Source organism: Aminobacter niigataensis, from assembly GCF_014200015.1.
GTDB lineage: Bacteria > Pseudomonadota > Alphaproteobacteria > Rhizobiales > Rhizobiaceae > Aminobacter > Aminobacter niigataensis.
The window spans coordinates 71,167-97,147 of record NZ_JACHOT010000006.1 but is presented as its reverse complement, the minus strand read 5'-3'; the positions used below and the strand labels follow the sequence as shown (position 1 = coordinate 97,147).

The 25,981-nt window shown below is 62.3% G+C and carries 27 protein-coding genes; 25 read left to right on the top strand and 2 right to left on the bottom strand.

Translation table 11 applies throughout. The features are described from left to right. Positions 1-62 precede the first annotated feature (62 nt). The 7 genes from GGQ99_RS19615 (at position 63) to GGQ99_RS19585 (ending at position 5,659) form a co-directional block, all read left to right on the top strand. Positions 63-710 carry a glutathione S-transferase gene (locus GGQ99_RS19615; RefSeq protein ID WP_183263838.1) on the top strand — a complete coding sequence of 216 codons (648 nt, stop codon included), beginning with the start codon at positions 63-65 and terminating at the stop codon, positions 708-710. A gap of 13 nt (positions 711-723) precedes the next feature. Further along, positions 724-1,173, top strand: coding sequence for a type II 3-dehydroquinate dehydratase (locus tag GGQ99_RS19610; RefSeq protein ID WP_183263837.1), 450 nt, complete (start codon positions 724-726; stop codon positions 1,171-1,173). A 131-nt stretch (positions 1,174-1,304) separates the two neighbouring features. Further along, positions 1,305-1,868 carry a flavin reductase family protein gene (locus GGQ99_RS19605; protein ID WP_159091741.1) on the top strand — a complete coding sequence of 188 codons (564 nt, stop codon included), beginning with the start codon at positions 1,305-1,307 and terminating at the stop codon, positions 1,866-1,868. Between the two features lie 44 nt (positions 1,869-1,912). Beyond that, positions 1,913-3,385, top strand: coding sequence for a 4-hydroxyphenylacetate 3-hydroxylase family protein (locus GGQ99_RS19600; RefSeq protein ID WP_108610120.1), 1,473 nt, complete (start codon positions 1,913-1,915; stop codon positions 3,383-3,385). An 80-nt stretch (positions 3,386-3,465) separates the two neighbouring features. After that, positions 3,466-3,885, top strand: a complete 420-nt coding sequence (locus tag GGQ99_RS19595) for a RidA family protein (RefSeq protein WP_055973758.1) — start codon at positions 3,466-3,468, stop codon at positions 3,883-3,885. 15 nt (positions 3,886-3,900) lie between these two features. Further along, positions 3,901-4,578: a DUF1028 domain-containing protein gene (locus GGQ99_RS19590; RefSeq protein WP_108610121.1), complete on the top strand. Its 678-nt coding sequence runs from the start codon at positions 3,901-3,903 to the stop codon at positions 4,576-4,578. Positions 4,579-4,702: 124 nt separating this feature from the next. Continuing rightward, positions 4,703-5,659 carry a LysR family transcriptional regulator gene (locus GGQ99_RS19585; protein ID WP_268738225.1) on the top strand — a complete coding sequence of 319 codons (957 nt, stop codon included), beginning with the start codon at positions 4,703-4,705 and terminating at the stop codon, positions 5,657-5,659. Positions 5,660-5,663: 4 nt separating this feature from the next. Here the strand turns inward: GGQ99_RS19585 and argE are convergent, their stop codons facing one another. Beyond that, positions 5,664-6,821, bottom strand: coding sequence for an acetylornithine deacetylase (gene argE / locus GGQ99_RS19580; RefSeq protein ID WP_183263836.1), 1,158 nt, complete (start codon positions 6,819-6,821; stop codon positions 5,664-5,666). A 239-nt stretch (positions 6,822-7,060) separates the two neighbouring features. On the opposite strand from argE, the gene GGQ99_RS19575 reads away from it, so the two are divergent. The 3 genes from GGQ99_RS19575 to GGQ99_RS19565 all read left to right on the top strand — a co-directional run bounded on the left by GGQ99_RS19575 (position 7,061) and on the right by GGQ99_RS19565 (position 11,028). Further along, positions 7,061-8,458, top strand: coding sequence for an aspartate ammonia-lyase (locus GGQ99_RS19575; protein WP_183263835.1), 1,398 nt, complete (start codon positions 7,061-7,063; stop codon positions 8,456-8,458). Positions 8,459-8,640: 182 nt separating this feature from the next. Further along, complete coding sequence (locus GGQ99_RS19570; protein ID WP_343061759.1) at positions 8,641-9,642, top strand: NAD(P)H-quinone oxidoreductase; 1,002 nt, start codon at positions 8,641-8,643, stop codon at positions 9,640-9,642. A gap of 252 nt (positions 9,643-9,894) precedes the next feature. Then, complete coding sequence (locus GGQ99_RS19565; RefSeq protein WP_183263834.1) at positions 9,895-11,028, top strand: RHE_PE00001 family protein; 1,134 nt, start codon at positions 9,895-9,897, stop codon at positions 11,026-11,028. A 240-nt stretch (positions 11,029-11,268) separates the two neighbouring features. Here GGQ99_RS19565 and GGQ99_RS19560 read toward each other — a convergent pair whose 3' ends face one another. Beyond that, positions 11,269-11,772 carry a peptide deformylase gene (locus tag GGQ99_RS19560; protein WP_183263833.1) on the bottom strand — a complete coding sequence of 168 codons (504 nt, stop codon included), beginning with the start codon at positions 11,770-11,772 and terminating at the stop codon, positions 11,269-11,271. Between the two features lie 332 nt (positions 11,773-12,104). Here GGQ99_RS19560 and GGQ99_RS19555 point away from each other — a divergent pair, with 332 nt between their 5' ends. The 15 genes from GGQ99_RS19555 to GGQ99_RS19485 all read left to right on the top strand — a co-directional run bounded on the left by GGQ99_RS19555 (position 12,105) and on the right by GGQ99_RS19485 (position 25,980). Next, a complete protein-coding gene (locus tag GGQ99_RS19555) occupies positions 12,105-13,205 on the top strand; it encodes an LLM class flavin-dependent oxidoreductase (RefSeq protein WP_183263832.1) in 1,101 nt (366 codons plus the stop codon). Then, positions 13,205-14,779 carry a gamma-glutamyltransferase gene (locus GGQ99_RS19550; protein ID WP_183263831.1) on the top strand — a complete coding sequence of 525 codons (1,575 nt, stop codon included), beginning with the start codon at positions 13,205-13,207 and terminating at the stop codon, positions 14,777-14,779. The genes GGQ99_RS19555 and GGQ99_RS19550 overlap by 1 nt, the downstream gene beginning before the upstream one ends. A 35-nt stretch (positions 14,780-14,814) precedes the next feature. After that, a complete protein-coding gene (locus GGQ99_RS19545; protein WP_183263830.1) occupies positions 14,815-15,873 on the top strand; it encodes an ABC transporter substrate-binding protein in 1,059 nt (352 codons plus the stop codon). 5 nt (positions 15,874-15,878) lie between these two features. Continuing rightward, on the top strand, positions 15,879-16,691 hold the full coding sequence (locus GGQ99_RS19540) for an ABC transporter ATP-binding protein (protein WP_183263829.1): 813 nt from the start codon (positions 15,879-15,881) through the stop codon (positions 16,689-16,691). Next, entirely contained in the window at positions 16,688-17,461 is a 774-nt protein-coding gene (locus tag GGQ99_RS19535) for an ABC transporter permease (protein WP_183263828.1), read from the top strand. The genes GGQ99_RS19540 and GGQ99_RS19535 overlap by 4 nt, the downstream gene beginning before the upstream one ends. Further along, positions 17,461-18,066, top strand: a complete 606-nt coding sequence (locus GGQ99_RS19530) for an NAD(P)H-dependent oxidoreductase (RefSeq protein ID WP_210307961.1) — start codon at positions 17,461-17,463, stop codon at positions 18,064-18,066. The genes GGQ99_RS19535 and GGQ99_RS19530 overlap by 1 nt, the downstream gene beginning before the upstream one ends. Next, complete coding sequence (locus GGQ99_RS19525) at positions 18,063-19,433, top strand: aldehyde dehydrogenase family protein (protein ID WP_183263827.1); 1,371 nt, start codon at positions 18,063-18,065, stop codon at positions 19,431-19,433. The genes GGQ99_RS19530 and GGQ99_RS19525 overlap by 4 nt, the downstream gene beginning before the upstream one ends. A gap of 21 nt (positions 19,434-19,454) precedes the next feature. Then, on the top strand, positions 19,455-19,895 hold the full coding sequence (locus GGQ99_RS19520; protein WP_183263826.1) for a hypothetical protein: 441 nt from the start codon (positions 19,455-19,457) through the stop codon (positions 19,893-19,895). Continuing rightward, complete coding sequence (gene hutG, locus GGQ99_RS19515; protein ID WP_183263825.1) at positions 19,888-20,709, top strand: N-formylglutamate deformylase; 822 nt, start codon at positions 19,888-19,890, stop codon at positions 20,707-20,709. The genes GGQ99_RS19520 and hutG overlap by 8 nt, the downstream gene beginning before the upstream one ends. Beyond that, positions 20,706-21,377 (top strand): flavin reductase family protein, encoded by a 672-nt coding sequence (locus GGQ99_RS19510; RefSeq protein WP_183263824.1) that lies wholly within the window; start codon positions 20,706-20,708, stop codon positions 21,375-21,377. The genes hutG and GGQ99_RS19510 overlap by 4 nt, the downstream gene beginning before the upstream one ends. Positions 21,378-21,568: 191 nt before the next feature. Beyond that, entirely contained in the window at positions 21,569-22,381 is an 813-nt protein-coding gene (locus GGQ99_RS19505; protein ID WP_183263823.1) for an IclR family transcriptional regulator domain-containing protein, read from the top strand. 29 nt (positions 22,382-22,410) lie between these two features. Then, positions 22,411-22,509 carry a helix-turn-helix domain-containing protein gene (locus GGQ99_RS26445; protein ID WP_183264001.1) on the top strand — a complete coding sequence of 33 codons (99 nt, stop codon included), beginning with the start codon at positions 22,411-22,413 and terminating at the stop codon, positions 22,507-22,509. A gap of 303 nt (positions 22,510-22,812) precedes the next feature. Next, positions 22,813-23,868 (top strand): LacI family DNA-binding transcriptional regulator, encoded by a 1,056-nt coding sequence (locus tag GGQ99_RS19495; RefSeq protein ID WP_183263822.1) that lies wholly within the window; start codon positions 22,813-22,815, stop codon positions 23,866-23,868. Then, positions 23,865-24,701 carry an inositol monophosphatase family protein gene (locus GGQ99_RS19490; RefSeq protein ID WP_183263821.1) on the top strand — a complete coding sequence of 279 codons (837 nt, stop codon included), beginning with the start codon at positions 23,865-23,867 and terminating at the stop codon, positions 24,699-24,701. The genes GGQ99_RS19495 and GGQ99_RS19490 overlap by 4 nt, the downstream gene beginning before the upstream one ends. Positions 24,702-24,735: 34 nt before the next feature. Beyond that, the gene (locus GGQ99_RS19485) at positions 24,736-25,980 is read left to right on the top strand and encodes an extracellular solute-binding protein (RefSeq protein WP_183263820.1); all 1,245 of its coding nucleotides are present in this window, start codon (positions 24,736-24,738) and stop codon (positions 25,978-25,980) included. Position 25,981 lies beyond the last annotated feature (1 nt).

Sequence of the window (25,981 nt, the reverse complement as noted above, 5' to 3'; positions counted from 1 at the left end):
TGATCCGATCAAGTCGGCAGCTGTCGTCCAAATCAGAACACTTGCAATGGCGGGTTCGCGTCTTGAAACTCTTTTACGCTCCGACTTCTCCCTATGTCCGCAAGGTCATGACGGTGGCCCATGAAGTCGGGCTGGTCAGCAGGATTGAATTGATACCGAGCGGCACCACGCCGCTCGAGGGAGACCGGGACCTTCTCGCGTTCAATCCGCTCGGCAAGATCCCAGCCCTGCTGACCGATGATGGCATGTGTCTGTTCGACAGCCGGGTCATCTGCGAATACCTGGCAGAACTGGCCGGGGACACCACGATTTTCGAGCCGCGGGGTCCGCGCCGTTGGGCAGCGCTCATGCAGCAGGCGCTGGGGGACGGGCTGCTCGATGCAGCGCTGCTTGCCCGCTACGAAATGCTGATGCGGCCTGAGGGCGCGCGTTCGCCTCAATGGCGTGCCGCACAGCTGCGCAAGGTCGAAGCCGCATTGGACAAGATCGAGGCTCTGCTGCCGGACGTCGGCGGCGAGGTGACGATCGGCGCGATCAGCTTCGGCTGCGCGCTCGGTTATCTCGACTTCCGGTTTCCCGAGCTGAATTGGCGGGCGCAACGCCCGGTGGCGGAGCGATGGTTCGCCGACTTTGAGGCGCGTGCTTCGATGGTCGCGACCAAGCCCTATGACCGCCTGGCGGCGGTCGATCACACCAAGATCAAAGCATGACTGTGAGCGCGTGATGTCCGACATTTTGCATATCGAGGTCCTCAATGGACCCAACACGAACCTGTATGGTCTCGACCCCGAAGGCCCCTATGGCCGGCTGACCCTCGCCGACATCGAGGCGCGCTGCCGCCACAAGGCCGAGCTGCTCGGGGCCACGGTCCGCTTCAACCAGTCCAGTTCCGAAAGCATGCTCATCGACTGGATTCACGAGGCGCGCGGCAAGGCCGATGGCATCGTCATCAACGGTGGCAGCCTGTCTTACACCTCCATCGGACTCATGGACGCCATGGCGAGCTTCGGAGGCCCGAGCTTCCAGGTCCATGTCAGCAATGTCTTCAAGCGGGAGGCGATCCGTCATCACTCCTTCATTTCCCAGGCTGTCACCGGGTGCCTGATCGGACTCGGCCCGGCCGGCTACGAAATCGCCATCGAAGCGATCGTGCAGAAATTGCGCGGTCACTGACGCCAGCCAAGGCATGGCTGCATCAGGAATACCGAACCAAGAGATATTTAAGCTCTATTTTCAAAAAGATGCCTTCTGCGCCAATATTTACCCATCGAACAAGGCAATGAAAACTTCGAGAGACACCCAAAATGTCGACCCTCCAAGCATCGCTTAGTACAAGTCGTGAGTTCAAGGCTGTCGGCCAGGAGTTTCCGACGGTCGATCGCGGGGCATTCGTTGGCGCAATGAGCGGCGCTGTAACCGGCGTCAATGTCATCACCACGGACGGTCCTGCCGGCACATTTGGCGTCACCGTCAGTGCGATGGCGTCAGTGTCGGCTGACCCGCCAATGCTGCTCGTTTGCGTCAACCGTCGCAGTCCGGCATGCGCGGCCATCAAGGAAAACGGCGTATTCTGCGTCAATCTCCTGGCGGTTCACCAGGGCGACATTTCCGACGTCTTTGCCGGGCATCCGCGCGAAGGCGAGGCATTCGATTTCCGCTGCGCCGAATGGCAGCCGACCGTCACCGGATCGGCGCGCCTTCCGGATGCCGCAAGCACCTTCGACTGCGTTGTCGATAGCGGCCACGACGTTGGAACCCATACGATTTTTGTCGGCCGTGTGGTGGATGTAACCGCCACCGAAAGCGCCCCCCTGGCGCATTGCCGACGCGCATATTGCCATCCGTCCACCTTGCCGCTGAACAGCTAGCGGTCGGCCGGAAGCAAGAAAGTACCCAAGAGAAAGGCGTATCAATGATCAGAACCGGTAATCAATATCGGGATTCGATCCGGGATGGCCGGCGGGTTTGGATCAATGGTGAGCGTGTCAAAGACGTCACGTCGCACCCGATGTTCAAGCCTATCGTCGATATCCGGGCTCGCATCTACGATATGGCGCATGACCCGAAGCACAGCTCGGTCATGTCCTACGAAGAAGGCGGCGAGCGTTTCGCGGTCGGCCTGAAGCTGCCGTACACGCAGCAGGATTGGCACGACAAGCGCCGCTCCACCGATACCGTCCTTGATGAGGCACGGGGAATTGTCACCCGCGTCGGCGACGAGACCGTCGGTGAAATGTGGTCGCTGTTCGACGGCCGCGAAATGCTCAACGATGTGGATCCGCGCTTTGCGGTCAACATCGAGCGCCATATCAACACGGTTCTGAGGAACGACCCGTTCCACGTCTCGGCCAATACCGATCCCAAGGGCGACCGCTCGAAGCGCCCGCAGGATCAGGACCCCGACATGCTTCTGCATGTGGTCAAGGAGACGGACGCCGGCATCATTGTCCGCGGCGCGAAATACGAGACGGCCGCAGCCTATGCCAACCAGGCATTCACCAAGCCGACGATTGCGAACTGGGGCGACGAAAAGCTGTCGGACTATGCGGTAGGCTTCGTTTGCGACTTCTCCTCGCCGAATCTTCGCTTCATTGCCCGCACCGGCTTTGCCGGACGCGCGCCGGCCGAGGACTATCCTCTGTCCAACCGCGTCGACGAGGTCGACACGCTGGTCATCTACGACAACGTGCTGATCCCGTGGGAAAATGTGCTGTTCTACCAGTACACGAAAGCGGCGCAGTTCATCCGCTCGACATTGCATCGCTATTCGGCGTTCGCTTTTGTCCAGCGCAACCAGAAGCTTGCCGACCTGATGATCGGTGCGGCGTTGTGGAACGTGCGCCAGACCGGCCTTGAAAAGCAGCAGGCGGTTCAGGAAAAGCTCGCCACGCTGGCCTGCTACCGCGAGGGTATCAATGCACACCTGACGGCGGCAATTGCCACTGCCGAGCGTAGCCCTGCAGGGTTGCTTATGCCGAACCAGTCGTTGCTGATGGCTGGCCGCGTGCTCGCCTGCTCGCAACTCCACCACATGATGCACATCGCCCGCGAGCTTTGCGGCGGTCAGATCTGCATCACGCCGGACTACGCCAGCTTCCGCGATCCTGAAGCCGGCCAATGGCTCGAGAAGTTCTACACGCTAAACGACAACTGGTATGCCGAGGATCGGCGCAAGCTTCTCGCCTTCGCACGCGATTTGCTGAATTCCGACTATGCCGGTCATCGCCTGACCTTCCAGCTCTTCGCGCAGGCCCCACCCTTCGCGCACCTGGCGGCCGTCTACAATAACTTCGACTGGAAGGAGCCACTGCGCTTCACCAAGGAAGCGGCCGGATTGTCGGACCGCGTCTACGGTCCGCAGAGCTTTGCGGCGGCGGCGAAGTAGCACCGTTTCAACTCGCTTCGCGCCAGCCGGTCCCCCCGGTTGGCGCAGGCGTCCCCCGATATTGTGAAAGAACCTCAATCATGATCCATCAGCGCCTGCGTCCGTTCAATACCCGCGTCACCTATCCAGAACAGAAGCTCGACAACGATCTTTCGCAGGGCGTCGTCGCCCGCGGCACCACGGTCTTCCTTCGTGGCCAGGTTTCCCAGGACCTCGACACGCGTGAATGCCTGCATGTCGGCGATCCAGGCGCGCAAACAGCCAAGACGATGCAAAACATCAAGATGCTGCTTGAGGAAGCGGGCAGCGAGATGGCGCACATCTGCCGCATCGTCGTCTATGTCACCGACATCCGCTATCGCGAAGCGGTCTACCAGGAAATGGGCAAGTGGCTGAAGGGCGTGTTCCCCTGCTCCACCGGCATCGTCGTCCCGGCGCTCGCCCGGCCAGAATGGGTCGTTGAAATCGAGGTGACCGCAGTCATCCCCGACGCCGCCTGATCGGAGGTTGAACAGTTGACCTTCTCGATTTCGGCGCGCTGCGCAAAGACCGGAATGTTCGGCATTGCGGTTTCGTCGTCCAGCCCGTGCGTCGCCGCGCGCTGCGCCCATGCTCGGGCAGGCGTCGGTGTGGTGGCGACCCAGAACATCACCGACCCCACTCTCGGGCCACTTGGTCTCGATTTGATGGCTTCCGGACTAAGTGCCGCAGACGCGATGGAGCGCATCAAATCGCAAGCCAGTCACCTTGAGTATCGCCAGCTTGCGCTGGTCGATGGCAATGGCGGCGGTGCTGCTTTTTCCGGGCGCAACACGCTCGGCACGCATCGGACCGTGATCGAGCCCAACGTCGTGGCCGCCGGCAATTTGCTGTCGAACGCGGCGGTGCCCGAAAAAATGGTCGAAGCGTTCCTGATGGCCGAGGGCGGGTCGCTCGGCAGCCGCCTGATCAAGGCCATGCGGGCAGCACTGGCGGCCGGGGGTGAAGAAGGCCCGGTCCATTCGGTTGGCATGCTGCTGGTGCGTGAGGTTGCCTGGCCCGTTGCCGACCTGCGCGTGGATTGGCATGAAACCGATCCCATCGGTGAGCTCTCCAGGTTGTGGGAGCTGTGGGAGCCGCAACTTGACGCTTACGTGTCGCGCGGGATCAACCCGTCGGTCGCGCCGTCTTATGGAGTTCCGGGAGATCTGTAAGGCGCCAATGACGCCTTGACAGTAAAATTCGCAGCCGCCATCGTCCGCGATGGTTCCTTACGCAATCGTCCGACCGACGCCGCGAGGAATACCTAGCTTGAATACTAACCTAGCTCAGGGCCTCGTGAACGATCTCGATTTGCGTACCTTTTCAATGCGATTTACGTTGCGGCAACTCGCCTACTTCGTGGCTGCGGGCGAGGTGGGCGGGGTTACCCTTGCGTCGGAACGCATCAATGTCTCACAGCCTTCGATCTCGGCTGCCATCTCTCAGCTCGAAGCCGAGTTTGGCCTCCAGCTCTTCGTCCGCCATCATGCGCAGGGATTGTCCCTGACGCCGGCCGGTCAACGTCTGTTGCACGCAGCCAAGGCGCTTCTGCAGCAGGCGGAGGACCTTCACGGCATTGCCGACGAAGTGGCCAAATCGGTTTCTGGCCCGCTGCAGGTAGGCTCGTTCCGTACCCTGGCGCCGATGCTCATTCCCGAGTTGTGCAAGGGGTTTCTTGCGCAATACCCCGCCGTGAAGCTGCAAGTCAGCGAAGACGACGAGGCAGCGCTGATCGCCAAGCTGCGACGTGCCGAGATCAACCTGGCGCTGACCTATGCGATCCATTTGACCGACGACATCGCCTTCGAGCCCCTGGCCGAATTGCCCACCTATATTCTGCTGCCGGCCGATGATCCGCTTGCCAACGAAAAATCGATCGAGCTGTCCGTGCTGGCGGAGAAGCCTTTCATCCTGTTGGACATGCCGCTGAGCAAGGAATACTTCCTCAATCTGTTCGTGACGCATGGCATTACCCCGAACATAACCGCGCGATCGGTTTCTCCCGAAACGGTTCGCAGTTTCGTGGCATGCGGCTTTGGCTATTCGCTCATGACGGCGCGTCCCATGAACATGGCAGCCGTCAACGGAAAGCAGCTCGCCTACGTGCCACTGGCGGGAGACCATCCCCCGATGGTGCTCGGCATTGCCACGCTCAAGGGCTTGCGCAAGACGCGAGCCACCGAGAGATTCGAAGAGCATTGCCGCGAGCTCATGACCACGGTCAATCTGCCGGGGATGGCGCCGATGCGCTGAGGCGCTATGCGGCCAGGTCGTCGGCCAGCCTGCGAAGCATCGACATGCACTGGGTCATCTGATCGAGGCTGATGAATTCGTCGGGCTGGTGGGCCTGGCGAATGTCGCCGGGTCCGCAAACGACTGTCGGGATGCCAAGCCGTTCGTGAAACAGCCCGCCCTCGGTGCCGAAGGCTATTTTCCCGAGCTTGCCGCCGTTGGTGTGTTTCTGAATTTCCCGAACCACCGCGGCGTCAGGCTGGGTATCCAGGCCGGGGTAGGCGTTGACGATTTCGAGCGCGACACCGGTATGGCGAAAGCGCGACTGCGCATGGCTTGTCAGTTCCATGGCGCGCTCGGCCAAGCGGTCGAGCAGCGGCTGCGCATTGTCGGTTGGAATGTTGCGGATCTCGAAGTCGACGCTGCAATGGTTGGGCACGATGTTGAGCGCGGTTCCGCCGTTGATCATGCCGACGTGAACCGTGGTGAACGGCACGGTGAAGTCCGGGTCGCGGGCGCCACTTGCGAGCAGTTCGTCTTGCAGCGCGCGCAGCGTACCCACCATGTCGGTGGCGAGATGAATGGCGTTCAGCCCTTCCGGCGCATGGCTGGAATGGCACTCGCGCCCGGTGCAGTTGATCCGGCCCGCGACCTTGCCCTTGTGCGCGACCACGGTCTGCATGCTGGTCGGTTCACCGATCACGCACATCGAAGGGCGATAGGATCTGTTGGCCAGAAGGTCGATGAGCCGGCGCACGCCGACGCAGCCGATTTCCTCGTCATAGCTGAAGGCCAGATGCAGCGGACGGCTGAAGCTGCGGGCCGCATACTCCTCGAACAGCACCAGCACGCAGGCGATGAAACCCTTCATGTCGGCTGTTCCGCGGCCGTAAAGAAGCTCGCCCCGCTGGGCCATCCGGAACGGATCGCTGCTCCACGCCTGGCCTTCCGTAGGCACGACATCGGTATGGCCCGACAAAAGCACGCCTGCAACCTCGGCCGGTCCGAGCGTCGCATAGATGTTGGCTTTGGTTCCTTCCTGATTGTGCACGATGTCGGCCGCGATGCCGAGCCTGGCCAGGAAGTCCCTGACGAAGTGGATCAGGTCGAGATTGGAGGCTCGGCTGATGGTCGGGAAGGCAATAAGCCGGTCAAGTATTTCCGTGGCGCGCTGAATGGACATTGATCCCGAGCTGTGGCTCGTTGAAGTTGGTCCTAGCTAACCGACCAGCCCGCATCGGCGCCATTTGGTTTTTCCGAAGCAGAAGATCGTAAAGTCCACCGGCCGGGGGCTGCGGGCGGCATCTGATCGTATTCGCCGTTCTTCAGCTTAGTCTTTTGCGAATGGCACTCTCGCGGACGCCCCCTTAGCCTCATTCCAGCACCTCAAATATCGCTTCGGGGTGCGGCGAGGGGCGGGAAATGGAAATTCGGTTTCGACGTGAACATGACAGCCTTGGGCATGTAGATGTGCCTTGCGATGCCTTGTGGGGGCCTCAAACGGAACGCGCACGCGCAAATTTCCGCATCTCCGGCATGACACTCACCCGCTTTCCGCATGTCATCGTGGCGCTCGCCATGACCAAGCAGGCTGCGGCTCGTGCGAATGCCCGTCTTGGCTTTCTGTCACAGCAAAAGTGCGACGCAATCGAAAGCGCCTGCGATGAGGTCATTGCCGGCCGCCATTTCGATGCCTTTCCGCTCGATCCCATTCAGGGCGGTGCTGGCACGTCGGTGAACATGAATGCCAACGAGGTCATCGCCAATCTTGCCAATGAGAAGCTTGGCGGCGTGCGCGGCGCCAACGAGCCGGTTCACGCCAATGACGACGTCAACCGTTCGCAATCCACCAACGATGCCTATCCGACCGCTGTGCGCCTGTCGCTGCTTCTGGCTCATGGCGACCTCGAACGGGCGCTGCGCTCGCTGGTCGGCTCGTTCGAGGAGCGGTCAGCCGCTTTCGCAAAGATTGCCAAGCTGGGACGCACCCAGCTGCAAGACGCGGTGCCGATGACGCTCGGTCAGGAGTTCTCGGCGTTCGCCACGGCGTTGAACGAGGATGTCGCCCGGCTCCGCGAGATGCTGCCGCTTGTGGCGGAGGTAAACCTCGGCGGTACGGCCATTGGCACCGGCCTGAATGCGCCCAGGGGTTATTCCGAGATCGCGCTGGACGAGCTGTCGGCAATCAGTGGCCACAAGTTGACGCCGGCTGCCAATCTGGTCGAGGCCAGCTGGGACATGGGCGCCTTCGTCCTGTTCTCCGCCATGCTGAAGCGGCTGGCGACGAAGCTCTCCAAGATTTCGAACGACCTGCGCCTGCTGTCGAGCGGTCCTCGCGGCGGTCTTGGCGAAATTCGGTTGCCGGCAGTCCAGCCCGGCTCGTCGATCATGCCGGGCAAGGTCAATCCCGTCATTCCGGAAGTCGTCAATCAGGTCTGCTTCCAGATCATCGGCAACGACATCGCCGTCACCATGGCGTCTGAGGCTGGCCAGCTTCAGCTCAACGCCATGGAGCCGCTCATAACGTTCAACTTGCATTTCTCCATGCAAATGCTCGAGGCCGCGATCCGCACGCTGGACGAGCAGTGTGTGCGGGGCATCGAAGCCGACAGCGCGCGCTGCTGGACGCATCTCGAAGCGAGCGTAGGTTCAGTTACGGCCCTGGTGCCGCTGATCGGCTATCGCCGCAGCGCCGAATTGGCCAACGACGCGCTTCGGCTCGATAGAAAGGTGGCCGAGCTTGCGGTGGAGCGCGGTCTGGTGAGCAGCGAACAGGCAGCCTCGATGCTTGACCCGATGAGCCTGGCTTTTCCAGCGTGATTGGCCCTTTGGCGTGCCGTTGATCAGTTTATCCGATGCCGGGGCCCGATATTCACGAATGTACTGAAGCCAATAGCCTTGTCACAACTGCACGGCAGGAAATCGCAGGATGTGATCGTCAAGCGTCAGGATGGTGAGGCTGTCGATCCCTGCACCTAAATCAACAACAGCAGGGATTTGCAGTGACAGTTTTGCCGAAGACGATGAAAGCGGTAGTGGCGTCCCATCCCGGCGGTCCGGAGGTTCTGACGCTGGTCGAACGGCCGCTGCCTCAGCCGGGTGCGGGCGAAGTCCTGGTCCGCGTCGAGGCCGCCGGCGTCAACAGGCCAGACATCATGCAGCGCCGCGGCGCGATTCCTGTGCCGGCGGGTGTCACCGACGTTCTCGGCCTGGAAATCTCCGGTGAGATCGTTGCCGTGGGTCCCGGCGTCGCGCCGTCGATGGTGGGGACATCGGTTGCAGCACTGGTATCCGGCGGAGGCTACGCCGAATATTGCCTCGCCCAGGCGGGGCACTGCCTGCCGCTTCCAGCGGGCCTGGACCACGTCGCCAGCGCGGCCCTACCTGAGGCGGCCTTCACCGTCTGGCACAATCTTTTCGAACGCGGCGGCGTCGCTCCGGGCGACACGGTGCTCATCCACGGTGGTGCCAGTGGCATTGGAAGCTTGGCCATTCAGCTTGCGCGGGCTGCGGGAGCAACTGTCCTGGCCACTGCCGGTGGTCCGGAAAAGACGCATTTCGTGCGCGAATTGGGGGCCGACGTAGCCATAGATTATCGCAGCGAGGATTTTGTCGAGATCGGCCGAAGCATGACCGGTGGCCGCGGCGTGGATGTCGTGCTGGACATTGTCGGCGGCAGTTACATCAAGCGCAACCTCGCGGTTCTGGCGCCCGGTGGCCGTCATGTCAGTATTGCCTTCATGGAAGGCGCTGTCGTGGAGGTCGACTTGACCGCCATCATGATGAAGGGCCTCACTTTGACGTCCTCTACAATGAGACCCAAATCCGTAGACGAGAAGAGCCGGCTGGCGCGAGCGGTGGAGCGGCATGTCTGGCCGCTGGTCGCGAAGGGGAAGGTGGCGCCGCCCATCTTCAGGACCTACCCGCTACATGAGGCCGCCCAGGCGCATCGCCTGTTGGACGAAAACGCGAATATGGGCAAGATCGTGCTCAGATGCGGTTAGTGGTTTGCAGCCCTGGATGTCGGGGCGCGGACGAACGCGCGCGACCAGACGATACGCCTGGTCGCTGTCCTCGACGGTGTCCGTGAGCCCGCCGCGGCCGGCATGAAGGCGCACAATGACTGCCTCCGCGCCGGCATCGGCGATGATGCGGCGCAGGACGTTCGAGTGGTAGGTCGGCGCCGATGGGCGGTCATTCGGGTGAAGCTAGGGAGCAGATAGCTTTAGGAAAAATATTCGATTATAGCGTTGGCAATGAGTTACCGGATCGAATCCCTGGTCACGGAACAGCTGTTCGGCCCGGCCATGCGGGCGACCGAGGCGCTGGTCCGGCTCGACGAGCGCATCGCCCGCTCGCCGGTGGCCAAGGGCTTTGTCGAGCGCAGCCATTTTGCCGATGCGGCCTCGTCGCTTTGGCTCGATGGCGATCTGGTCCATGTCGAGGACCTCGTGCTGCACGATGCGCATATGGATTTGCGCGCACCGACGCACGAACTCACGCGTGCCCATGAAATCCTGCGCCTCAGGCGCCAGATCCTCAGCAACAGGCCGGACTGGGCGCTCGGCCGCGAGGGTTTTTCCGTGCTGTGCGGGCGCGGCGCCGCGCCGGCCGTGCCGAAACCGCAACGGCAGGTGGCAACACACCAAGGCGGCGATGCGGAGGAGGACGACGATGGCGACGATCGCCTGAGTGCCGAACTGGCCGCGCTCGATGCTGCGCTCGGCCGTGCCCAAGCCGTACTCGACAAGGCGTTGGCAGGTCCGCAGGCGTCGAGCGACGACGCCTCTCGCCGCAGCGAGGCCGCGGATGAGAAGAACCCGCTGATCTACGATGCCGATTGGGATGAGCCGGAGCGGCTTGCCGAGTGGCAGGCGGCGCTCGCCGCAAGCGAGGGCCTGCCGGCGCTTGTACGCGCCGCCATCGCCTATGATGCGTGGACGGCGATCGCGCCTCTGCAGCATGCGCCGTGGCTCGGGCGCCTGCTGGTTGCGGCGCTGCTGCGCCAGTCGGCGACGACGACTGCGCATCTTGCGGCCCTGCATGTCGGCGCACGGACGATTGCGCGCGAGCGGCGGTTTGCGCGCGACCGGACGACGCGGCTGGTGGCGTTCCTCGACGGGGTCTACGAGACCGCCGCGGCCGGCATGAAGGAGCATGACCGGCTGGTGCTCGCCAAGGCGCAGATGGACCGGCGGCTCAAGGGCCGGCGCTCGACATCGCGTCTGCCCGAGGTGATCGCGCTGGTGCTGTCTCGGCCGCTGGTCAGCAGCGGCATGATCGAGAAGGAACTCGGCGTGACCACCGCCGGCGCGCTCAACCTGATCGGCGAGCTCGAGCTGCGCGAGATCACCGGCCGGGGCCGGTACAGGGCCTGGGGCGTGATTTAGCTGCTGCTGGTTCAGCGTCTTCAACCTCTCAAAGAGATGACGACGAGCCGCAGCACCCCTTAGACTAGCTCCTGCTTTCGGCCGTGCCCGATGATCCTGAAAGCCGGTTCTCGGATGCCTCTTCAGGGCTCGATCCGGCAGATGCCGATACAGTGCACCGCGCCATCGAAGGAAGCGCATCGCGAGGTGCTTAGGGCCGGTGACAATCGCCTCGCGTTGGCGAGTTCAGGGTCCCCCACCTCAAGGCTGGCGAGCGCGCAGCTTTTCATAGCGCTTGATCAGGCGGTCGCGCTTCAGTCGGGAAAGGCGCTGGAGCCAGAAGGTGCCGTCGAGCTGGTCGATCTCGTGCTGATGACAGACGGCCAGCAGGCCATCCGCCTCTTCCGTTTTTTCGTTTCCGTCCAGATCCTGGTAGCTGATTTTGACGCTGGCATGGCGTTCGACCTGCTCGACGACGCCCGGCATCGAAACGCTACCTTCCTGATGCTGAATTTTGTCGGGTGAAGCCCAGGTGATCCTGGGATTGACGTAGACACGCACGCCGTTGCCCGGCGCAAGCTCGAGCACGACCACTCGCAGCGGGATGCCGATGTGCGGCGCGGTGATGCCGATGCCCGGCGCCGCGCGCATCGTGTCGAGCAAGTTATCCGCGAGCCCGCGCAGGTTCTCGTCGAAGACGGTCACCGGTGCTGCCACCGATTTCAGCAGCTGATCCGGGAATTTCACGATCGGTCGGATCGCCACCTTGTCGTTCTCCCTGGCACTTGGGGGACAGTCAGTCGGGATCTGTCGTCACCGCTGTCCCGGTTCGCCGGTGCATGACCTAGCCGCTTTGGGTGAAGCTTGCCATGTCTAAAGTGTGGCTGGAGCCCCGGCGAGGCCGGCGCGATCGCTGACCTGCGATTTGAAATGGCTGCGACGGGCGTCGTCGGCCCTGAACTTCTTCCTAGCCGACAGCGGACCGAGTCACGCCGAAAGTTCATGACGTAAACCGCCGCGCTTTGAATTCTGACCTTGACAGAATTCTCAAAAGTTCCGTATATCGAAATACAAATCCCTATATAAGGAATTTATTGATGAAGGCGATCCTGTTTCACGAGGCTATCTGTCCGGCGGGGACAAGCTGGGACCAACGCTTGGGCGAGATCAGCGACGAGGTGGTTCTCGCGGAGGAGAACGGCTTCCACGCCTATGCCCAATCCGAGCATCATTTCGCCAAGGGTGAAGCGATCATTTCAGCGCCGGAGGTCTGCCTGGCCTACGTCGCGGCGCGCACGAGCAAGATCAAGCTGCGCATTTCCTCCGTCAATTTTCTGCCATTCAACCACCCTCTGCGTGTCGTGGAGCAGGCGGCCACGCTCGATATCCTGTCGGGCGGACGCTTCGAACTTGGCGGCGCCAGGTCGAACAATCCGTACACGCTCGAGGCTTTCCGCATCGACCCGTCCCGTACGCGTGAATACCGCGATGAGTTCCTGAACATCATCGGAAAGGCGCTGACGGAGGAATGGTTTGAGTACAAATCGGATCTGTACGACATTCCCAAGCGGCGGATTTCGCCCTGGACGCCCTCGCGCCGTCCCATCCCCGTCCACCTCTCGGCAACGAGTTCCGAGTCCCATGAGCAGGCAGGTGCTGCCGGCTGTGGCGTGATGTCAGGCCTCGGCATCCTGGGCTGGGACTATGTTCGCAACTGTCTGGAGGCTTATGAGCGCGGGATGGCGAAGGCGGAGCCGGTTGTGGGTTCCATCACGTCGCGTTTCGCGACCTTCTCCGTCGGCACAAGTTGCCACGAGGATTCCAAGCGTGCCCGCGAATTGACGCGCAAGAACACGATCGACTTCTTCAAAGTGATCATCGGCTGGATGACGAAGCTCGGTCAGACCGCCGAGGGTTACGAGTATATGAGCCGCATTCAGGAGGTTAAGGAGAATGCGGAAAACATCGACTTCCTGATCGAGACGTCGCCCTACATCATGGCCGGCAGCCCGGACGAGATCCTGAAGACGGCCCGCAGGCTCTACGATATGGGCGTCGACGATCTTATCTGGCGCGTTGATGGAATGGGCCACGAAACCAACAAGGCGACCATCGAGGTGCTCGGCAAGCACGTCATTCCCGTCATGGAGACCTGGCCGGATCGTCGCCCAGAACAACGCTTCGGAGCTGGGCTCTGATGAATCGGCTCGCCGTGGCAGGTCCTTCGCTGCATCTGACGCAGAACTGGAACGTCACCAAGCCGTCTGCGTCTGGCTCGAATGGCGTCGTCGTCTCCCAATCCCGGGAGGCGAGCCTCGCTGGTTGCGCCATGCTCGAGATGGGCGGAAGCGCTGCCGACGCCGTGGTTGCCGCCGCGCTCGTTCTGGCGGTCGTGGAGCCATGGAACAGCGGGCTCGGCGGTATCGGCTATGCAGTGATACGAGAACCCGACGATGCCGCCTGGTCGCTCGACTTTGGGCCGGTTGCCCCGGTCGCGGTGGATATCGCCGACTACCCCCTGAGCGGGGGCTCGTCTCCGGAGATTTTCGGCTGGCCAAAAGTCGAGGGCGACCGGAATGTTCACGGTCCACTGAGCTTTTGCGTGCCGAAGGCCGTTGCCGGCCTGGGACGGCTTCATGATCGCTTCGGGCGTCTGCCTTGGGCGGAGGTCGTCGCTCCAGCCGTCGCCTGCGCCAAAAGGGGCATGCCGAAGGATTGGTTCTCGACGGTCAAGATCGCCCAGATGGGACATCTGTTGCGGCAGTACGAGGAGGCCGCACGGATCTATCTTCCGAACGGCTTGCCGCCTGTCGGCGCTGAAAAGGGCAACCCGTCGTTTCTCCCGCAAGGCGCTCTTTCCAGCACCTTGGAGATGCTTGCGCGAGACGGGTGGCGCAGCTTCTACGAGGGGGAACTGGCCTCTCTTCTCGTTGACGACCTGGCAGCCGTGAGATCACGGATGTCGTTCGCAGATATGCAGGCGGCCGACGCTTCGTTTGACACTGCCGAACACATGGACTGGGGAGGCCATCGCCTGTTCCTGCCATCGTCCGATTGCGGCGGCGGCATGTTGCGTGAGGTTCTACCGGAATTGACGGTTCCCTCGGCCCGGAATGCCGAATGGTTTTCCGATCTGGCTGGTGTCCTCACGCAGGCTTCACGCCGGCGGATCGAGGGGATCAAGGCGGAAAACGAGCGTCAAACCTGCACGACGCACCTGAACGCGTGCGATTCAGACGGGCTGACGATCGCCTTCACGACTTCCTTGCTCGGTTTGATGGGCAGCGCAGTTGTCCTGCCCAAGACTGGCGTCCTCATGAACAACGGCATGATGTGGTTCGATCCGGTACCTGGCAAACCGAATTCGATCGGTGCCGGCGTTCGCCCCCAATCGAACATGTTGCCAGTGATCTGTCGAACCGCCGCGGGCGACATTCTCAGCCTCGGTGCCTCGGGTGGGCGGCGGATTCTGCCGGCCGTGCTGAGCCACCTGGCGGATCTCGCGGTTTTCTCCCTTACCCCGGAGGAAGCGGCGCACCTTCCGCGGATCGACGTTTCCGCGACCGAACAGATTGTCGTCGACCGACGCATCGCCGAGGATGTCAAACGAAGGCTTGCGGAGATCAACAACGTCACGGTTTGCGAACACGCCGCGGCGCCGCTCAACTTTGGATGCCCATCCGTCCTGAAGATCACAAATCATGTCGCGACAGGCCAGCCGGATGTAATGACGCCCTGGAGCGCGGCGTGTGCTGCAAGAGACATGAACTGAACCACAGCACGACCGATACAAACTGAGGAGGAAAAATGACGATCTCACGTGTGCTATCGACCAGTTTGATGGCGGCCACATTCTTTGGCTTCGCATCAGCCGCAAGCGCCGAGCCGGTGCGCTTTGCTTGGCCGTCGGCTATCAATTCCGGCGTCGCGCCGCTCGTCTTCGCCGAAAAGCTTGGTCTTTTCGAGCGAGAGAAGCTGGAGCTGGACATTGTCGTCTTGACGGGTTCGGGCGTGATCGTCCCGCAACTCCATGCCGGAGCCATCGACGCCGCCTATTCCGGGCTTGAACCCGCCATCCTGTCCCATCAGCCGAACGCAGCCGATCTCGGTGTCTTCTTCATCTACAACTACATTCCGAACTCGATCTGGGAGCTGGCGGTTCGTGAGGATTCGGACATCAAGTCGCTCGCCGATCTGAAGGGGAAAACGATCGGTGTTCTTGCGCTAGGCTCGTCCAACGTGCTGACCACAAAGGCAATCTTGCAAGGGGCGGGGATTTCTCCCGACGACGTCAGCTTTCAGGCCGTGGGTGTCGGCGCCGCGGCATACGAGGCTTTGAAGAGCGGCCAGATCGACGTTCTGAACCTTTTCGACACCGCCCATAAGCGGCTCGAGCTTGCAGGAACGCCGATCCGCTTGCTGGAAATGCCTGGAAACTTCGCCGGGTCCAGCCATGGGATTTCCATCCTGAAGTCCGGCTATGCCGAGCACAAGGACTACTGGACGCGTTTCGGCCGCGTGTTGGCGGAGTCGAACATTGCCTGCCAGGCAAACATCGAGGGCTGCATTCGCGCTTACTGGGAGGCTTATCCCGAACTGGCGCCGACTGCGGACAAGGAAAGCGCGGCCCTCGATACCGAGAAGAAGGTTCTCGAAGCGCGCCTGGCCAAGCTGCTCGATATCCCGGGTCAGTACGGTGAATTCTCGAAGGGCGACTGGACGAGTCTGGTTGAGGCTCTTGAACTGGGCCGTCTCGTGACGGACCCCAACGTATCGCTGGATCTCTACTATACCAACGAACTGGTTCCCGCCTTCAACGACTTCAACAAGGACGACATCGTCAAGCTCGCCAAAGAGGTAAAGTAGTGCCAATGGCCTTGACCGAAAACCCCAACCTTGCCGGCTCGTTTCTTAGCCTTTCCAACGTCGGCGTCACCTATTCCACGAGGCGCGGGGAAACCCGCGCCATCGACAACCTCACCCTGGAGGTCGAGGACGGGCAGTTTGTCGCCGTGCTGGGTCCTTCCGGTTGCGGCAAGTCGACGATGCTTCGGCTCATAGCAGGCTTGCTGAAGCCGACCCTTGGCCAGCTCCTTTTCAAGGGGCAGGAACTGGACGGTCCGAACAAGGAGGTCGGGATCGTGTTCCAGAACCCGACGCTCCTGCCTTGGAAGACGGTTCGGGACAATGTGATGATGCCGATCCGGGCGCTGAAGCTGCCCGCGGAGAAGTACAAGGACTGGTGCGACGAACTCCTGGAGATCGCAGGCCTGACCGACTTCGCGTTGGCCTATCCGCATGAACTGTCGGGCGGCATGCAACAGCGCGTAGGCATCTGCCGCGGCCTGATACACAAGCCGAAGCTGCTGCTCATGGACGAGCCTTTCGCGGCGCTGGACGCCATGACGCGTGAGCATATGGGTGCTGAGCTCCAGCGGATCTGGATGAACACGCGCAAATCGGTGTTCTTCATCACCCATTCGATCCAGGAGGCGATCTTCCTCGCCGACCGCATCGTCGTTCTCTCCGCCCGTCCGGCCCGGGTGGTCGAGATTATCGACGTGAACCTGCCTCGTCCTCGCAACGCCGACACCCAGTCCCTGCCGGAGTTCGGGCAGCTCAGCAGCCATCTGCGCGCGCACTTTCTCGGGGATCACAAGAACCAGACGGACGCAAGGCCATGAGCGCAATCAGACGATACCTTCCGCCTCTGGTGACGTTCATATTGATCATCGCCGCCTGGGAGTTCGCTTCCCGGGGGCCGGACGCGGCATTCATCCTTCCCAGGCCCTGGGCAGTGGTGCAGTCGCTGATCGACGGTTACATCGTTCGCGGCACACTCTGGGAGCATCTCTTCACGACGCTTTTCCAGACGATTTTCGGCTTCATCATTGGCTGCGTGGTCGCGGTGGTCCTGGCCGCCCTGGTCGTCGAGTTCGAGATCGTCGATCGCAGCATCTACCCCTACATCATCGCGCTGCAGTCGATGCCCAAGGTCGCGCTCGCCCCGCTGCTGATTGTCTGGTTCGGCTTCGGCATGGCGAGCAAGGTCGTGCTGGTGGCGCTGATCTGCTTCTTTCCGATGTTCGTCAACGCGGTGACCGGACTGCGAAGCGTGCCGATCGAACTTGTCGACCTCTACCGTGCCTTCTCCGCAAGCCGCTGGCGGATGTTCTTCGAGATCAAGATCCCGACGGCTCTACCCTCGTTCTTCGCCGGATTGCAGATCGCGGTGGTCTTTGCACTGCTGGGCGCGGTCGTGGGCGAGTTCATCGCGTCCCAAAAGGGCCTGGGAAGCGTCATCCAGGCAGCCTCGGTGTCATTCAACCTACCGATCGTCTTTGCCTGCATCATCTCGCTGTCCTGCCTGGGTGCCGTGATGACCGCCCTGGTCCGTTTCACATACAGGCGCGTCGTCTTCTGGCAGCGCACCGCAACCAAGGGAGACAGCTAATGGACATGCCTCTCCGCGTCGTCGCCCTGGTCGGAAGTCCTTCGCGACCATCTTCCACTGCCGCGGTCGTCTCGCAGATCCTCAACGAACTCCCCGACAACATCGGCAGGACGCTGGTTTCTCTGAACGACATCCCCGCCGAAGCGCTCTTGTCGGGGGACTTGAACGAACCGACCCTGCAGGCGGCCATCGAGGCTGTCGAGGCCGCCGATGGCGTCGTCATCGGAACCCCGATCTACAAGGCTTCGCTGTCTGGTCTGATGAAGTCGTTCATCGACACGCTTCCCCAGTACGGCATGGCCGACAAGGTCGTCTGGCCCGTCGGAACGGGGGGATCGCTGGCCCACGCGCTGGCGCTCGACTACGGCGTGCGTCCCATCCTGCAGTCGATGGGCGCCCGCCACATCATCCAAAGCGCCTTCTTCAATCCCGCCGACCTGACCGTGCCGGAGGGGGGGACGCTGAAGCAGCATCTCGCCGGCAATCCACGATATGTCGAGGCGCTGCGTCACTTCGTGATTGCCGTCTCGGCAGACCGACCGCTTCCGTTCCTGGGCCATCCCCAGCCGGACCGCGCCGGAACGGTGCCGAGGAACTCGGCATGACGGTCGCCCTGTCCTCAGTGCCAACGGGTGCCAACCTGCAGACCGATCCGGCGAGCTTCGACCGTATCATCGAGAACGGCCGCAAGGCGCGGCCCGAATGGCGCGGCATGCCTGTCGAGGCCCGCGCCAGGATACTCATGCGTCTCGCCGAACTGATTAGCGTCGAGAAGGAGCGTTTCGCCCAGTTGCTGATCCGCGAGGTCGGCAAACCTCTTGGGGAAGCCCGAGCGGAAGTCGACGCTTCGGTGCGGATGCTGGAATACTTTGCGGGCTGGCCTCTTTGGGGTCGGACCGCTCAAGTCGGTGCAGTTTCAAGCCTTCCTGAAGGGGGAGTCCTCTTGAAGCCGCAGGGGCTGGTCGGGCTGATCACCCCTTGGAACTACCCGCTGTCCAGTCCGGTCCAGAAGATCGCGGGTGCCCTGGTGACTGGCAACGTCGTCATATGGCGTCCGTCGCCGCTCTGCCAGGAGACGTCGGCTCTGGTCACCGATCTCGCGGTGCGGGCTGGCCTTCCCGACCACGTCCTGACGCCGCTCTACGAGCAAGGCTCGGACTTGGCACGCCGCCTCGTGGCCGACCCCCGTGTCCAGGCGGTCAGCTTCACCGGTTCGACCGCCGTCGGACAGCAGATCCGCCAAACGGTGCTGCAGCGGCAAGGCGCGATCCAGTGCGAAATGGGCGGCAAGAACGCAGCTGTCGTAGCGGCGGACGCGGATCTTCGGCACGCTGCCCGGCGGATCGCTTATGGCGCCTTCGGTTTCGCGGGGCAGAAGTGCACGGCGGTTTCGCGCGTCTATGTCGAGCGTGAGGTCGCCGACGCGTTCCTGGGTCTGTTGTCTGAGGCAGTGTCCGCCCTCGGGTTCGGCGATCCCCAGAGCGAACGGACAGTCGCCGGTCCGGTGATCTCCAGTGACAAAAGTCGGGAGCTCGACGGCGTTCGCGAGGCTGCGCTGGCACGTGGCATCCCTCAGCTCCGTTTGGAACTGACGACGGTCGGCGACAGCACGGGCGGCGCCTTCTTCGCGCCGACTGTGTTTTACGACGTCCCGCGCGACGACGACCTGATGCGTGAGGAATTCTTCGGCCCCATCCTCGCCGTGACGCAAGTGTCCGATCTGACGGATGCGATCGCCTGCGTCAACGACAGCGACTATGGGCTGGCTGCGTGCGTCTTTACCACCGACCGGGCCAAGGCCCGCCGCTTCGCAGCAGAGGCAGAGGTCGGCACCGTCAAGATAAACGACTCGACCCCCGGTCTGTCCGTCGGCCTGCCCGCGGGTGGCTGGAAGGGCTCCGGCGCCGGCGTCGGTGAACTCGGCGACGAAAGCATTCGATTCTTCACACGTTCGACCGCCGTCATCGGTTGAAGCAAACTGCGAGCGAAAGCAATGGCATACGATCCGATCGAAACCTGGAAGACAATGCAGGTCAAAGTCTGGCCGGAAGAGTACTATCTCGTTGACCTTCCCGTCGAACACCTCGCCGTGGCCGTTTCGGCCCTCGAGAAGTCGACCGCGAAATATTGCACCGTGACGCGCGACCAGTTCGGCTTCTCGCTGGTAATCGACGTCGAGACATGGCACGCGCTCGGCATTGCGTCGCTCGAACGCAAGCATTTTGGCCCGCTCAAGGTGCTTTCGACGAATTCCGAGCTGCCGTTCGACGTGCCCGGCTTCATCCGCACGGCGCTCGAGCCGGTCAACGCTCGCAGACTGAAGGCCGCGCCCGTGTGCGGCCTGCGCGCCGACCACTTCTTCACCGGCGCCGATCAACTCGACGAAGTGGTGGCGATCTTCGAAACCTTCAGCGGCGGCGTTACCCATGGGTGAGGCCTCCTTGCGCGGAGGAGGGGACTGGCTGGAGGTCGTCGAAGGCAATCTCCCTTTCATCGTCAGCCTGCCTCATACCGGAACTACGGTTCCTGACGAGTTTGCGGCAGGGTTCGCCAACACAAAGCTCACGACACGCGACGCGGACTGGCATCTGCATCAGGTCTTCCGGCCGATCCTGCCCGCCGGCACCACGGTGGTCCGGACAGATATCTCCCGAAGCATCATCGATGTGAACCGTCCCCCGGACGGGCAATCCCTTTATCCAGGTCAGGCCACCACGGGGCTATGCCCGACCACGGACTTCGACGGGACGCCACTTTACCGACCCGGCTCCGAACCTGCGCCCAACGAGATCGAGTGCCGTCGTCGCCTGTTCCATGAGCCCTATGCCCGAGCGTTGGGCGAGCAGATCGAACGCCTGCGCGCAAGGCACGGGCGGGTCGCGGTGCTGGATTGCCATTCGATCCGACCGCGCATTCCGCGCCTTTTTGACGGCACGTTGCCAGGCCTTAACATCGGCACCGATGACGGCCGATCCTGTTTGCCGCGGGTGCAGGCGAAGCTCGAGGCTGTTGCCGAACAGTCGCCCTTCACCTGGGTATCGAACGGCCGCTTCAAAGGGGGATGGATCACGCGTCATTTCGGCAACCCAAAGGCCGGAATTGATTCCGTTCAGATCGAAATCGCCATGAACGCTTACCTTCTCGTCCGCGACGAGAACGACTATGGCGCGCCGGAATACGAGGCTGACGGCGCGCGCCTTCTGCAGCAAACGCTATCCCCATTCATCGAGGCGCTTCTTCAACCATGAGTGACATGTCTTCCGCATTCGGCGAAGCCGCTTTCGAGCAGGTGAATCTCAATCCGTTGACGCCGCTTAACCGCTACAAGTTCCTGACCGCGTCGGTCGTGCCGCGGCCCATCGCCTTGGTGTCGACAATAGGACCGACGGGTCTAGTCAACGTCGCCCCGTTCAGCCAGTTCATCATCCTGTCGGCGACGCCCCCGATCCTCGGCATCGTGTCGGGCCAGTACAGCGACGGTATCAAGGATACCCATGCGCACATTCTTCGCACGCAGCAATTCGTGATTAACGTGGTGGACGAGGATCTCGCGCAGGCGACGCAGGCGTGTGCATTTCCGTTCCGCTCAGACCAGAGCGAAGCCGAGATCGTCGGTCTGGACACGCTGGATTGCACGACGATCGACGGACGACGCCTTGCTGCCTCGCCGATGTCGTTCGAGTGCCGGTTGCAGCGCACGGAAAGGTTCGGGGAAACGGCTACCCTGATTGCCGGCGAGGTGGTGGCGGTGCATGCGCGAGCCGGTCTGGTATCCGGGCATCGGGTCGATCATCGGAAGCTCAAGCCGCTCGGGCGCATCGCCGGCCGCAGCTACTGTCGCACGCGCGAAGTGGTCGAGATGCCCGACGGTTTGGACGATCCGTATCGTCAGTACGGACGCGAGCTCCGGTCCTGACGGCGGCGGTGGCGGGTACGGCGTGCCCGGCGTCGCTATTGCCGGCGCACACGGCGCGCGAGATAGTCATTTCCGAATCTGCTCTGAATGGCGCTCAAAAAGATATTTGTTTCCGAGACTTGTCGTTCAGGCGCGACCATGATCTTTGGCCGCCGGACTCTCCGCATGACGCATGAACAGGCAAGGTCAAAGTGTCGAAGGACAGCGAAAGCGAAACATTTCTGCAAGAGACCGGTCCCGCCGAGCGCAAGCAGGACACCAGCACCAGTCTTGTTCTCGCGAACGGGCTGGATGTCCTGTCGCTCGTGGCCAAGACGAACGGTGAGCTGAGCCTGCGCGAGATCGGGCATATTCTCGGCCTCAGCTCGACGGTTACGCACAGGCTCGTAGCCACCCTTCGCCATCGCAACTTTCTCGAAAAGAACCCCGCGACCGGCAAGTACATCATCGGAATCGAAAGCTACCGTGTCGGCCAGAGCTACACCGAAACAATGAAGACCGAGGCCGTGGCCAAGCCGATCCTGCAGGAGGCTGGTCAACGGCTAGGCGTCAACTGCTTCCTGGGCGTCCGCAAGGATACGAGCATCGTTTACCTCTACGACTTCTCCGCGGCGCGCCGGAGCAGCATCAGGTTGGCACCCGGTACGGAGGTGCCTCTGGTCGCTACGGCGATGGGGCTGTCGATTCTGGCGGACTTGTCCGAAGCACGTCTCAAAGAGTTCAAGGATCGCGTATTTCAAGACAATGCCGTGGGGGAAACCTTTCTTGCTGAATTCGATGCTCAGATAGAGTTCGCGCGAAAGAATGGTTACGCATTGATCAGGAGCGAACTCTTTCCGGGAGTTGTCACTGTCGGCGCGAAGATAGCGCAGGGTCATAGCGACATTGAAGCAGCCATCAGCTTTGGATTGCCCTCGGACGCTGCGTCTGAAGCGCATTTGGCCAAGCTGGGCGAGAGTATACTGGCTACGGCGCGCCGCATAGAACAGGCTCTCACGAGCTGACACAGACTGGGTAAGCCGGTTCGCCAAGGCTGGTCGACGAACTCGAACGGCGCGAGAGTACCGGCCGGGGCAGGTGCCGCGCCTGGGGCGTGGTGCAGCAAAATTTGACTGGCCTGACGATCCAATAACTGGTGCGGTTGGAACGCTCGGTCGCGCCCGGTGGCGCGCCAACGCTCGCCTGCGAAAATCCTGATCTCGTGGCGACTATCATCAACGGATGGACTTTTCCAGCGTTGCGCACTTCATTCGCAGTATCGCACCGGGCGGGTCGCGCCCAACGCAACGGCGTCCACGTTTTCCTCGGACGTAATCTGCCTGTCACAATGGCCGGCTAGGAGTCGCGCATCCAAACAGTTGGCAAGCGCAATGGTCACCGACGAAATCACAGCAAGGCTGGTAATACGTATTACCCGGATAGGGGAGCTGGGGCCATGACCCGACCTCGTTCCGACAAGCTCAACACCATCACGTCGCGCGATGTTGCCCGGGCGGCCAACGTGTCCCAAGCGCTGGTCAGCCGCGCGTTCAGCGGCAATGGCCGGATTGCGGCAGACACGCGGGAAAGAATCTTCAAGGCAGCCGCAGAGATCGGATGGCAGCCCAATGCGCTGGCGGCGAGCATGGTGACAGGCGATGCACCGCTTGTCGCTGTGATCACCACCCGACTGAGCTTCGACTGGCGCGCCCAGGTGCTCTCTCACCTGTTGAAGGCGTTCGAGGAGCGCCACCTGCAGCCACTGCTTTTTCACGCCGAACGCGACGAGGAGGTCGATCGCCTGCTTGCCGAGACCATCAGCTGGCGCACACGAGGCGTCGTCGTGACGGCCGGCGTGGTGCAGAAGGCGCGGGCCGAGGCGATCCTGTCGCGCGGCCAGTTCCTGGCAGCGCTCAACCGCCCGGCAAATCACGAGCGGGCCTTTGCCATCGCAACAGACAACAGGCTCGGCGGCCGTCATGCGGCGACGGTGCTGGCCGACGAGGGACGGCAACGCCTTCTCGTCCTCGCCGGACCCGCCGACAGCTGGGCCAGCCGCAGCCGCACCGAGGGTTTTGTCGCCGCGGCACGCGATCGCGGTATCGAGCCAGAGATCTGGTGCAACGACGCGATGTCCACCGACGCAGGAGGTGCCTGCGCGCGGCGGCTGCTCGAATTGTCTGCAGCCGGGCGTCCCGACGCGGTGTTTGCGACAAACGACGCGCTGGGGCTGGGGTTTATCGACGGACTCAGGTCGAGCGCGCTTGGAATTCCCTCGGACCTGTCGCTGGTCGGCTTCGACAATCTGCCGGCGTCGGCCTGGGCGCCTTATCGGCTGACCACGTTCGAGCAGCCGCTCGATACGATGGTGGCCGCCGTTGTCGGCCATATCGAAAATCACCGGCAATCCGAGCTGCATATGGCGAGCCCGGTGCCGACCCCGAGCGCCGACGGCGTCATCTACTGCCCACCACAGCTGATTGTCCGCAACACCACAAGGGGGCAGAAATGAACCTCGAACAACGTCTTTCGCTGGCTAACACTCTTGTAGCCGAAGCCGGCAGGCTGGCCCTTGCCGCCTATGCAGCTCCGTCTATCGAAGTGTCGAGCAAATCTCCCGGCGACCTCGTCAGCGAAACCGACTTCGCCATCGAACGCATGATCCGGACGGAAGTTGGCAATGCCTTTCCGCACGACAACATCATCGGCGAAGAGCTGGGCGGCGGAGCGTCGTCGGCCGGCTACACATGGTTGATCGATCCCATCGACGGCACGGTCAATTTCGCTCGAAAGCTTGGCTATTTCTGCATCTCGCTGGCGCTGTTGTCGGATGGCCGGCCTGTTGCAGCGTGGATCCTCGATCCGGTTCAGAACGAGCTGTTTCACGCCGGCCCGGATGGCGTCGTCCGCGTCAATGAGGCCGAGGTCTCATGTTCGCAGGAAACCGATCTCCTCGAAGCCGTGATCGGCCTTGGCTTCTCGTCACGCCATGGCTCGGAAGTTGCCGCCAATGTCATCGCAGGCCTCACGGCAGTGGGGACCGAGCATCGCCGCCTGGGAGCTGGTGCGCTTTGCCTCGCTCATGTCGCAGCCGGCCGGCTCGAGGGCTACCTCGAACCGCACATGAACCCCTGGGACGCGGTGGGCGGGCTTTATCTCGCCGCCTGTGCCGGCGCGGTGACCGGCCACTATCTCGAAGCCAACGGGCTTGCCGCCGGTGCCCCGGTCTATGCCGTGGCACCACTGCTGTCCAAGCAATTGCTGGCCGCGCTGCCAGCTCCGTTTTCCGGCACTCCGCTTCATCGGGAAAATGAGCCGCGGAGCACCGGAAAGGTTGCGAACTGATCGCAATGCCTCACCCCAACGTGGAGACTAGACAATGAAAGCCTTGGTGACGGCGTCCATCGCCATCCTGCTGAGCACTGCCGCCTACGCGGTCGAACCCACAGGCTCGGACAAGTTCAACACCGATCCGGGTTTCGATCTCGGCACGCTGAGTGCAGACAATTTCTATGATGTCATCGTTCCGCTGGCGAAAAAAGAGGGAACGGTCACGTTCTACGACTTCACCGACTCGTTCGGCCCGCTGTTCAACGACCGTTTCATCCCCGAATTCGAGGCCAAGTACGGCATCAAGGTCGAGTATGTCCGGGGCGAGGACAAGGCTGCCAACCAGCAGCTGATCGCCGCCCACAATTCGGGTGCCAAGGCTCCTGCCGATGCCTATTTCGTGAGCTCGGGCAGCCTGCCGCTGCTCGGGGGCGAAGGCGTGGTTGCCAACGTGCCGCTGCACAAGCTGCTGCCGAGCGGAGCTGCCCTCGATCCGGCTATCGCCACCGTTACCAGCGGCATCGACCACGGCGGCACCTTCCTGCCGTTCCACCGCAACCAGACCGGCATCATCTTCGATACCCGCACGGTGCCGGCGGATACGGTACCGACCAATCTCGATTCGCTTGCCGCCTGGGCCAAGGCCAATCCGGGAAAGTTCGTCGTCACTTCGCCGGCTGGAGGTGGTTCGGGTAGCGGCCTGATGCAGGCGATTGCCTTTGCCAAGGTAACCGACGCCGCCTGCCGCGAAACTTTCGTCCAGTGGAACATCACCAAGACGGAAGCCGATGCCTTCGCCGCCGGTGACTGCATGGCGCCGGTCTGGGATTACTACAAGGACATCCTGTCCTCGATCGAAGTGACCAACGGCAATTCCGATACGCTCAACCTTATCGCCAACGGCGCCGGCGCCATCGGCACCGCCTGGGAAGATATGGCCTATGATTTCACCGGTCGGGGCCTGCTGCCGCCAACAGTGCGCCAGCAACTGCTGGAGGAGGGCCAGGTTGGCGGCGGTGACGGCCTGTTCCTGCCGGTCAACGGAAGCAACCCGGCGGCCGGGCTCCTGATGCTCGATTTCCTGATGAGCAAGGAGGTTCAGCTCGAGAAGTTGTCGGCGGTTGGATCGCGCTCCGCTCGCACCGACATCGACCCCGCCCAGAGCTTTACGCCAGAGCAGGTCGCACGGCTGATCCCCACCGAGCAGTTCAAGGAGCGGGCTCTGGCGCGCATGCCGGCGGTCCTCAATGACCAGTTGGCTGCCTACTTCACCGCCAACGTCCTGCGCAAGTAAC

Excerpts from the sequence above, each read along its gene's own strand:
- GGQ99_RS19610 (WP_183263837.1), top strand. The coding sequence starts at position 724 with ATGTCCGACATTTTGCATATCGAGGTCCTCAATGGACCCAACACGAAC.
- GGQ99_RS19605 (WP_159091741.1), top strand. The coding sequence starts at position 1,305 with ATGTCGACCCTCCAAGCATCGCTTAGTACAAGTCGTGAGTTCAAGGCT.
- GGQ99_RS19600 (WP_108610120.1), top strand. The coding sequence starts at position 1,913 with ATGATCAGAACCGGTAATCAATATCGGGATTCGATCCGGGATGGCCGG.
- GGQ99_RS19595 (WP_055973758.1), top strand. The coding sequence starts at position 3,466 with ATGATCCATCAGCGCCTGCGTCCGTTCAATACCCGCGTCACCTATCCA.
- argE (WP_183263836.1), bottom strand. The coding sequence starts at position 6,821 with ATGTCCATTCAGCGCGCCACGGAAATACTTGACCGGCTTATTGCCTTC.
- GGQ99_RS19575 (WP_183263835.1), top strand. The coding sequence starts at position 7,061 with ATGGAAATTCGGTTTCGACGTGAACATGACAGCCTTGGGCATGTAGAT.
- GGQ99_RS19565 (WP_183263834.1), top strand. The coding sequence starts at position 9,895 with ATGAGTTACCGGATCGAATCCCTGGTCACGGAACAGCTGTTCGGCCCG.
- GGQ99_RS19555 (WP_183263832.1), top strand. The coding sequence starts at position 12,105 with ATGAAGGCGATCCTGTTTCACGAGGCTATCTGTCCGGCGGGGACAAGC.
- GGQ99_RS19550 (WP_183263831.1), top strand. The coding sequence starts at position 13,205 with ATGAATCGGCTCGCCGTGGCAGGTCCTTCGCTGCATCTGACGCAGAAC.
- GGQ99_RS19545 (WP_183263830.1), top strand. The coding sequence starts at position 14,815 with ATGACGATCTCACGTGTGCTATCGACCAGTTTGATGGCGGCCACATTC.
- GGQ99_RS19540 (WP_183263829.1), top strand. The coding sequence starts at position 15,879 with ATGGCCTTGACCGAAAACCCCAACCTTGCCGGCTCGTTTCTTAGCCTT.
- GGQ99_RS19535 (WP_183263828.1), top strand. The coding sequence starts at position 16,688 with ATGAGCGCAATCAGACGATACCTTCCGCCTCTGGTGACGTTCATATTG.
- GGQ99_RS19530 (WP_210307961.1), top strand. The coding sequence starts at position 17,461 with ATGGACATGCCTCTCCGCGTCGTCGCCCTGGTCGGAAGTCCTTCGCGA.
- GGQ99_RS19525 (WP_183263827.1), top strand. The coding sequence starts at position 18,063 with ATGACGGTCGCCCTGTCCTCAGTGCCAACGGGTGCCAACCTGCAGACC.
- GGQ99_RS19520 (WP_183263826.1), top strand. The coding sequence starts at position 19,455 with ATGGCATACGATCCGATCGAAACCTGGAAGACAATGCAGGTCAAAGTC.
- hutG (WP_183263825.1), top strand. The coding sequence starts at position 19,888 with ATGGGTGAGGCCTCCTTGCGCGGAGGAGGGGACTGGCTGGAGGTCGTC.
- GGQ99_RS19510 (WP_183263824.1), top strand. The coding sequence starts at position 20,706 with ATGAGTGACATGTCTTCCGCATTCGGCGAAGCCGCTTTCGAGCAGGTG.
- GGQ99_RS19495 (WP_183263822.1), top strand. The coding sequence starts at position 22,813 with ATGACCCGACCTCGTTCCGACAAGCTCAACACCATCACGTCGCGCGAT.
- GGQ99_RS19490 (WP_183263821.1), top strand. The coding sequence starts at position 23,865 with ATGAACCTCGAACAACGTCTTTCGCTGGCTAACACTCTTGTAGCCGAA.
- GGQ99_RS19485 (WP_183263820.1), top strand. The coding sequence starts at position 24,736 with ATGAAAGCCTTGGTGACGGCGTCCATCGCCATCCTGCTGAGCACTGCC.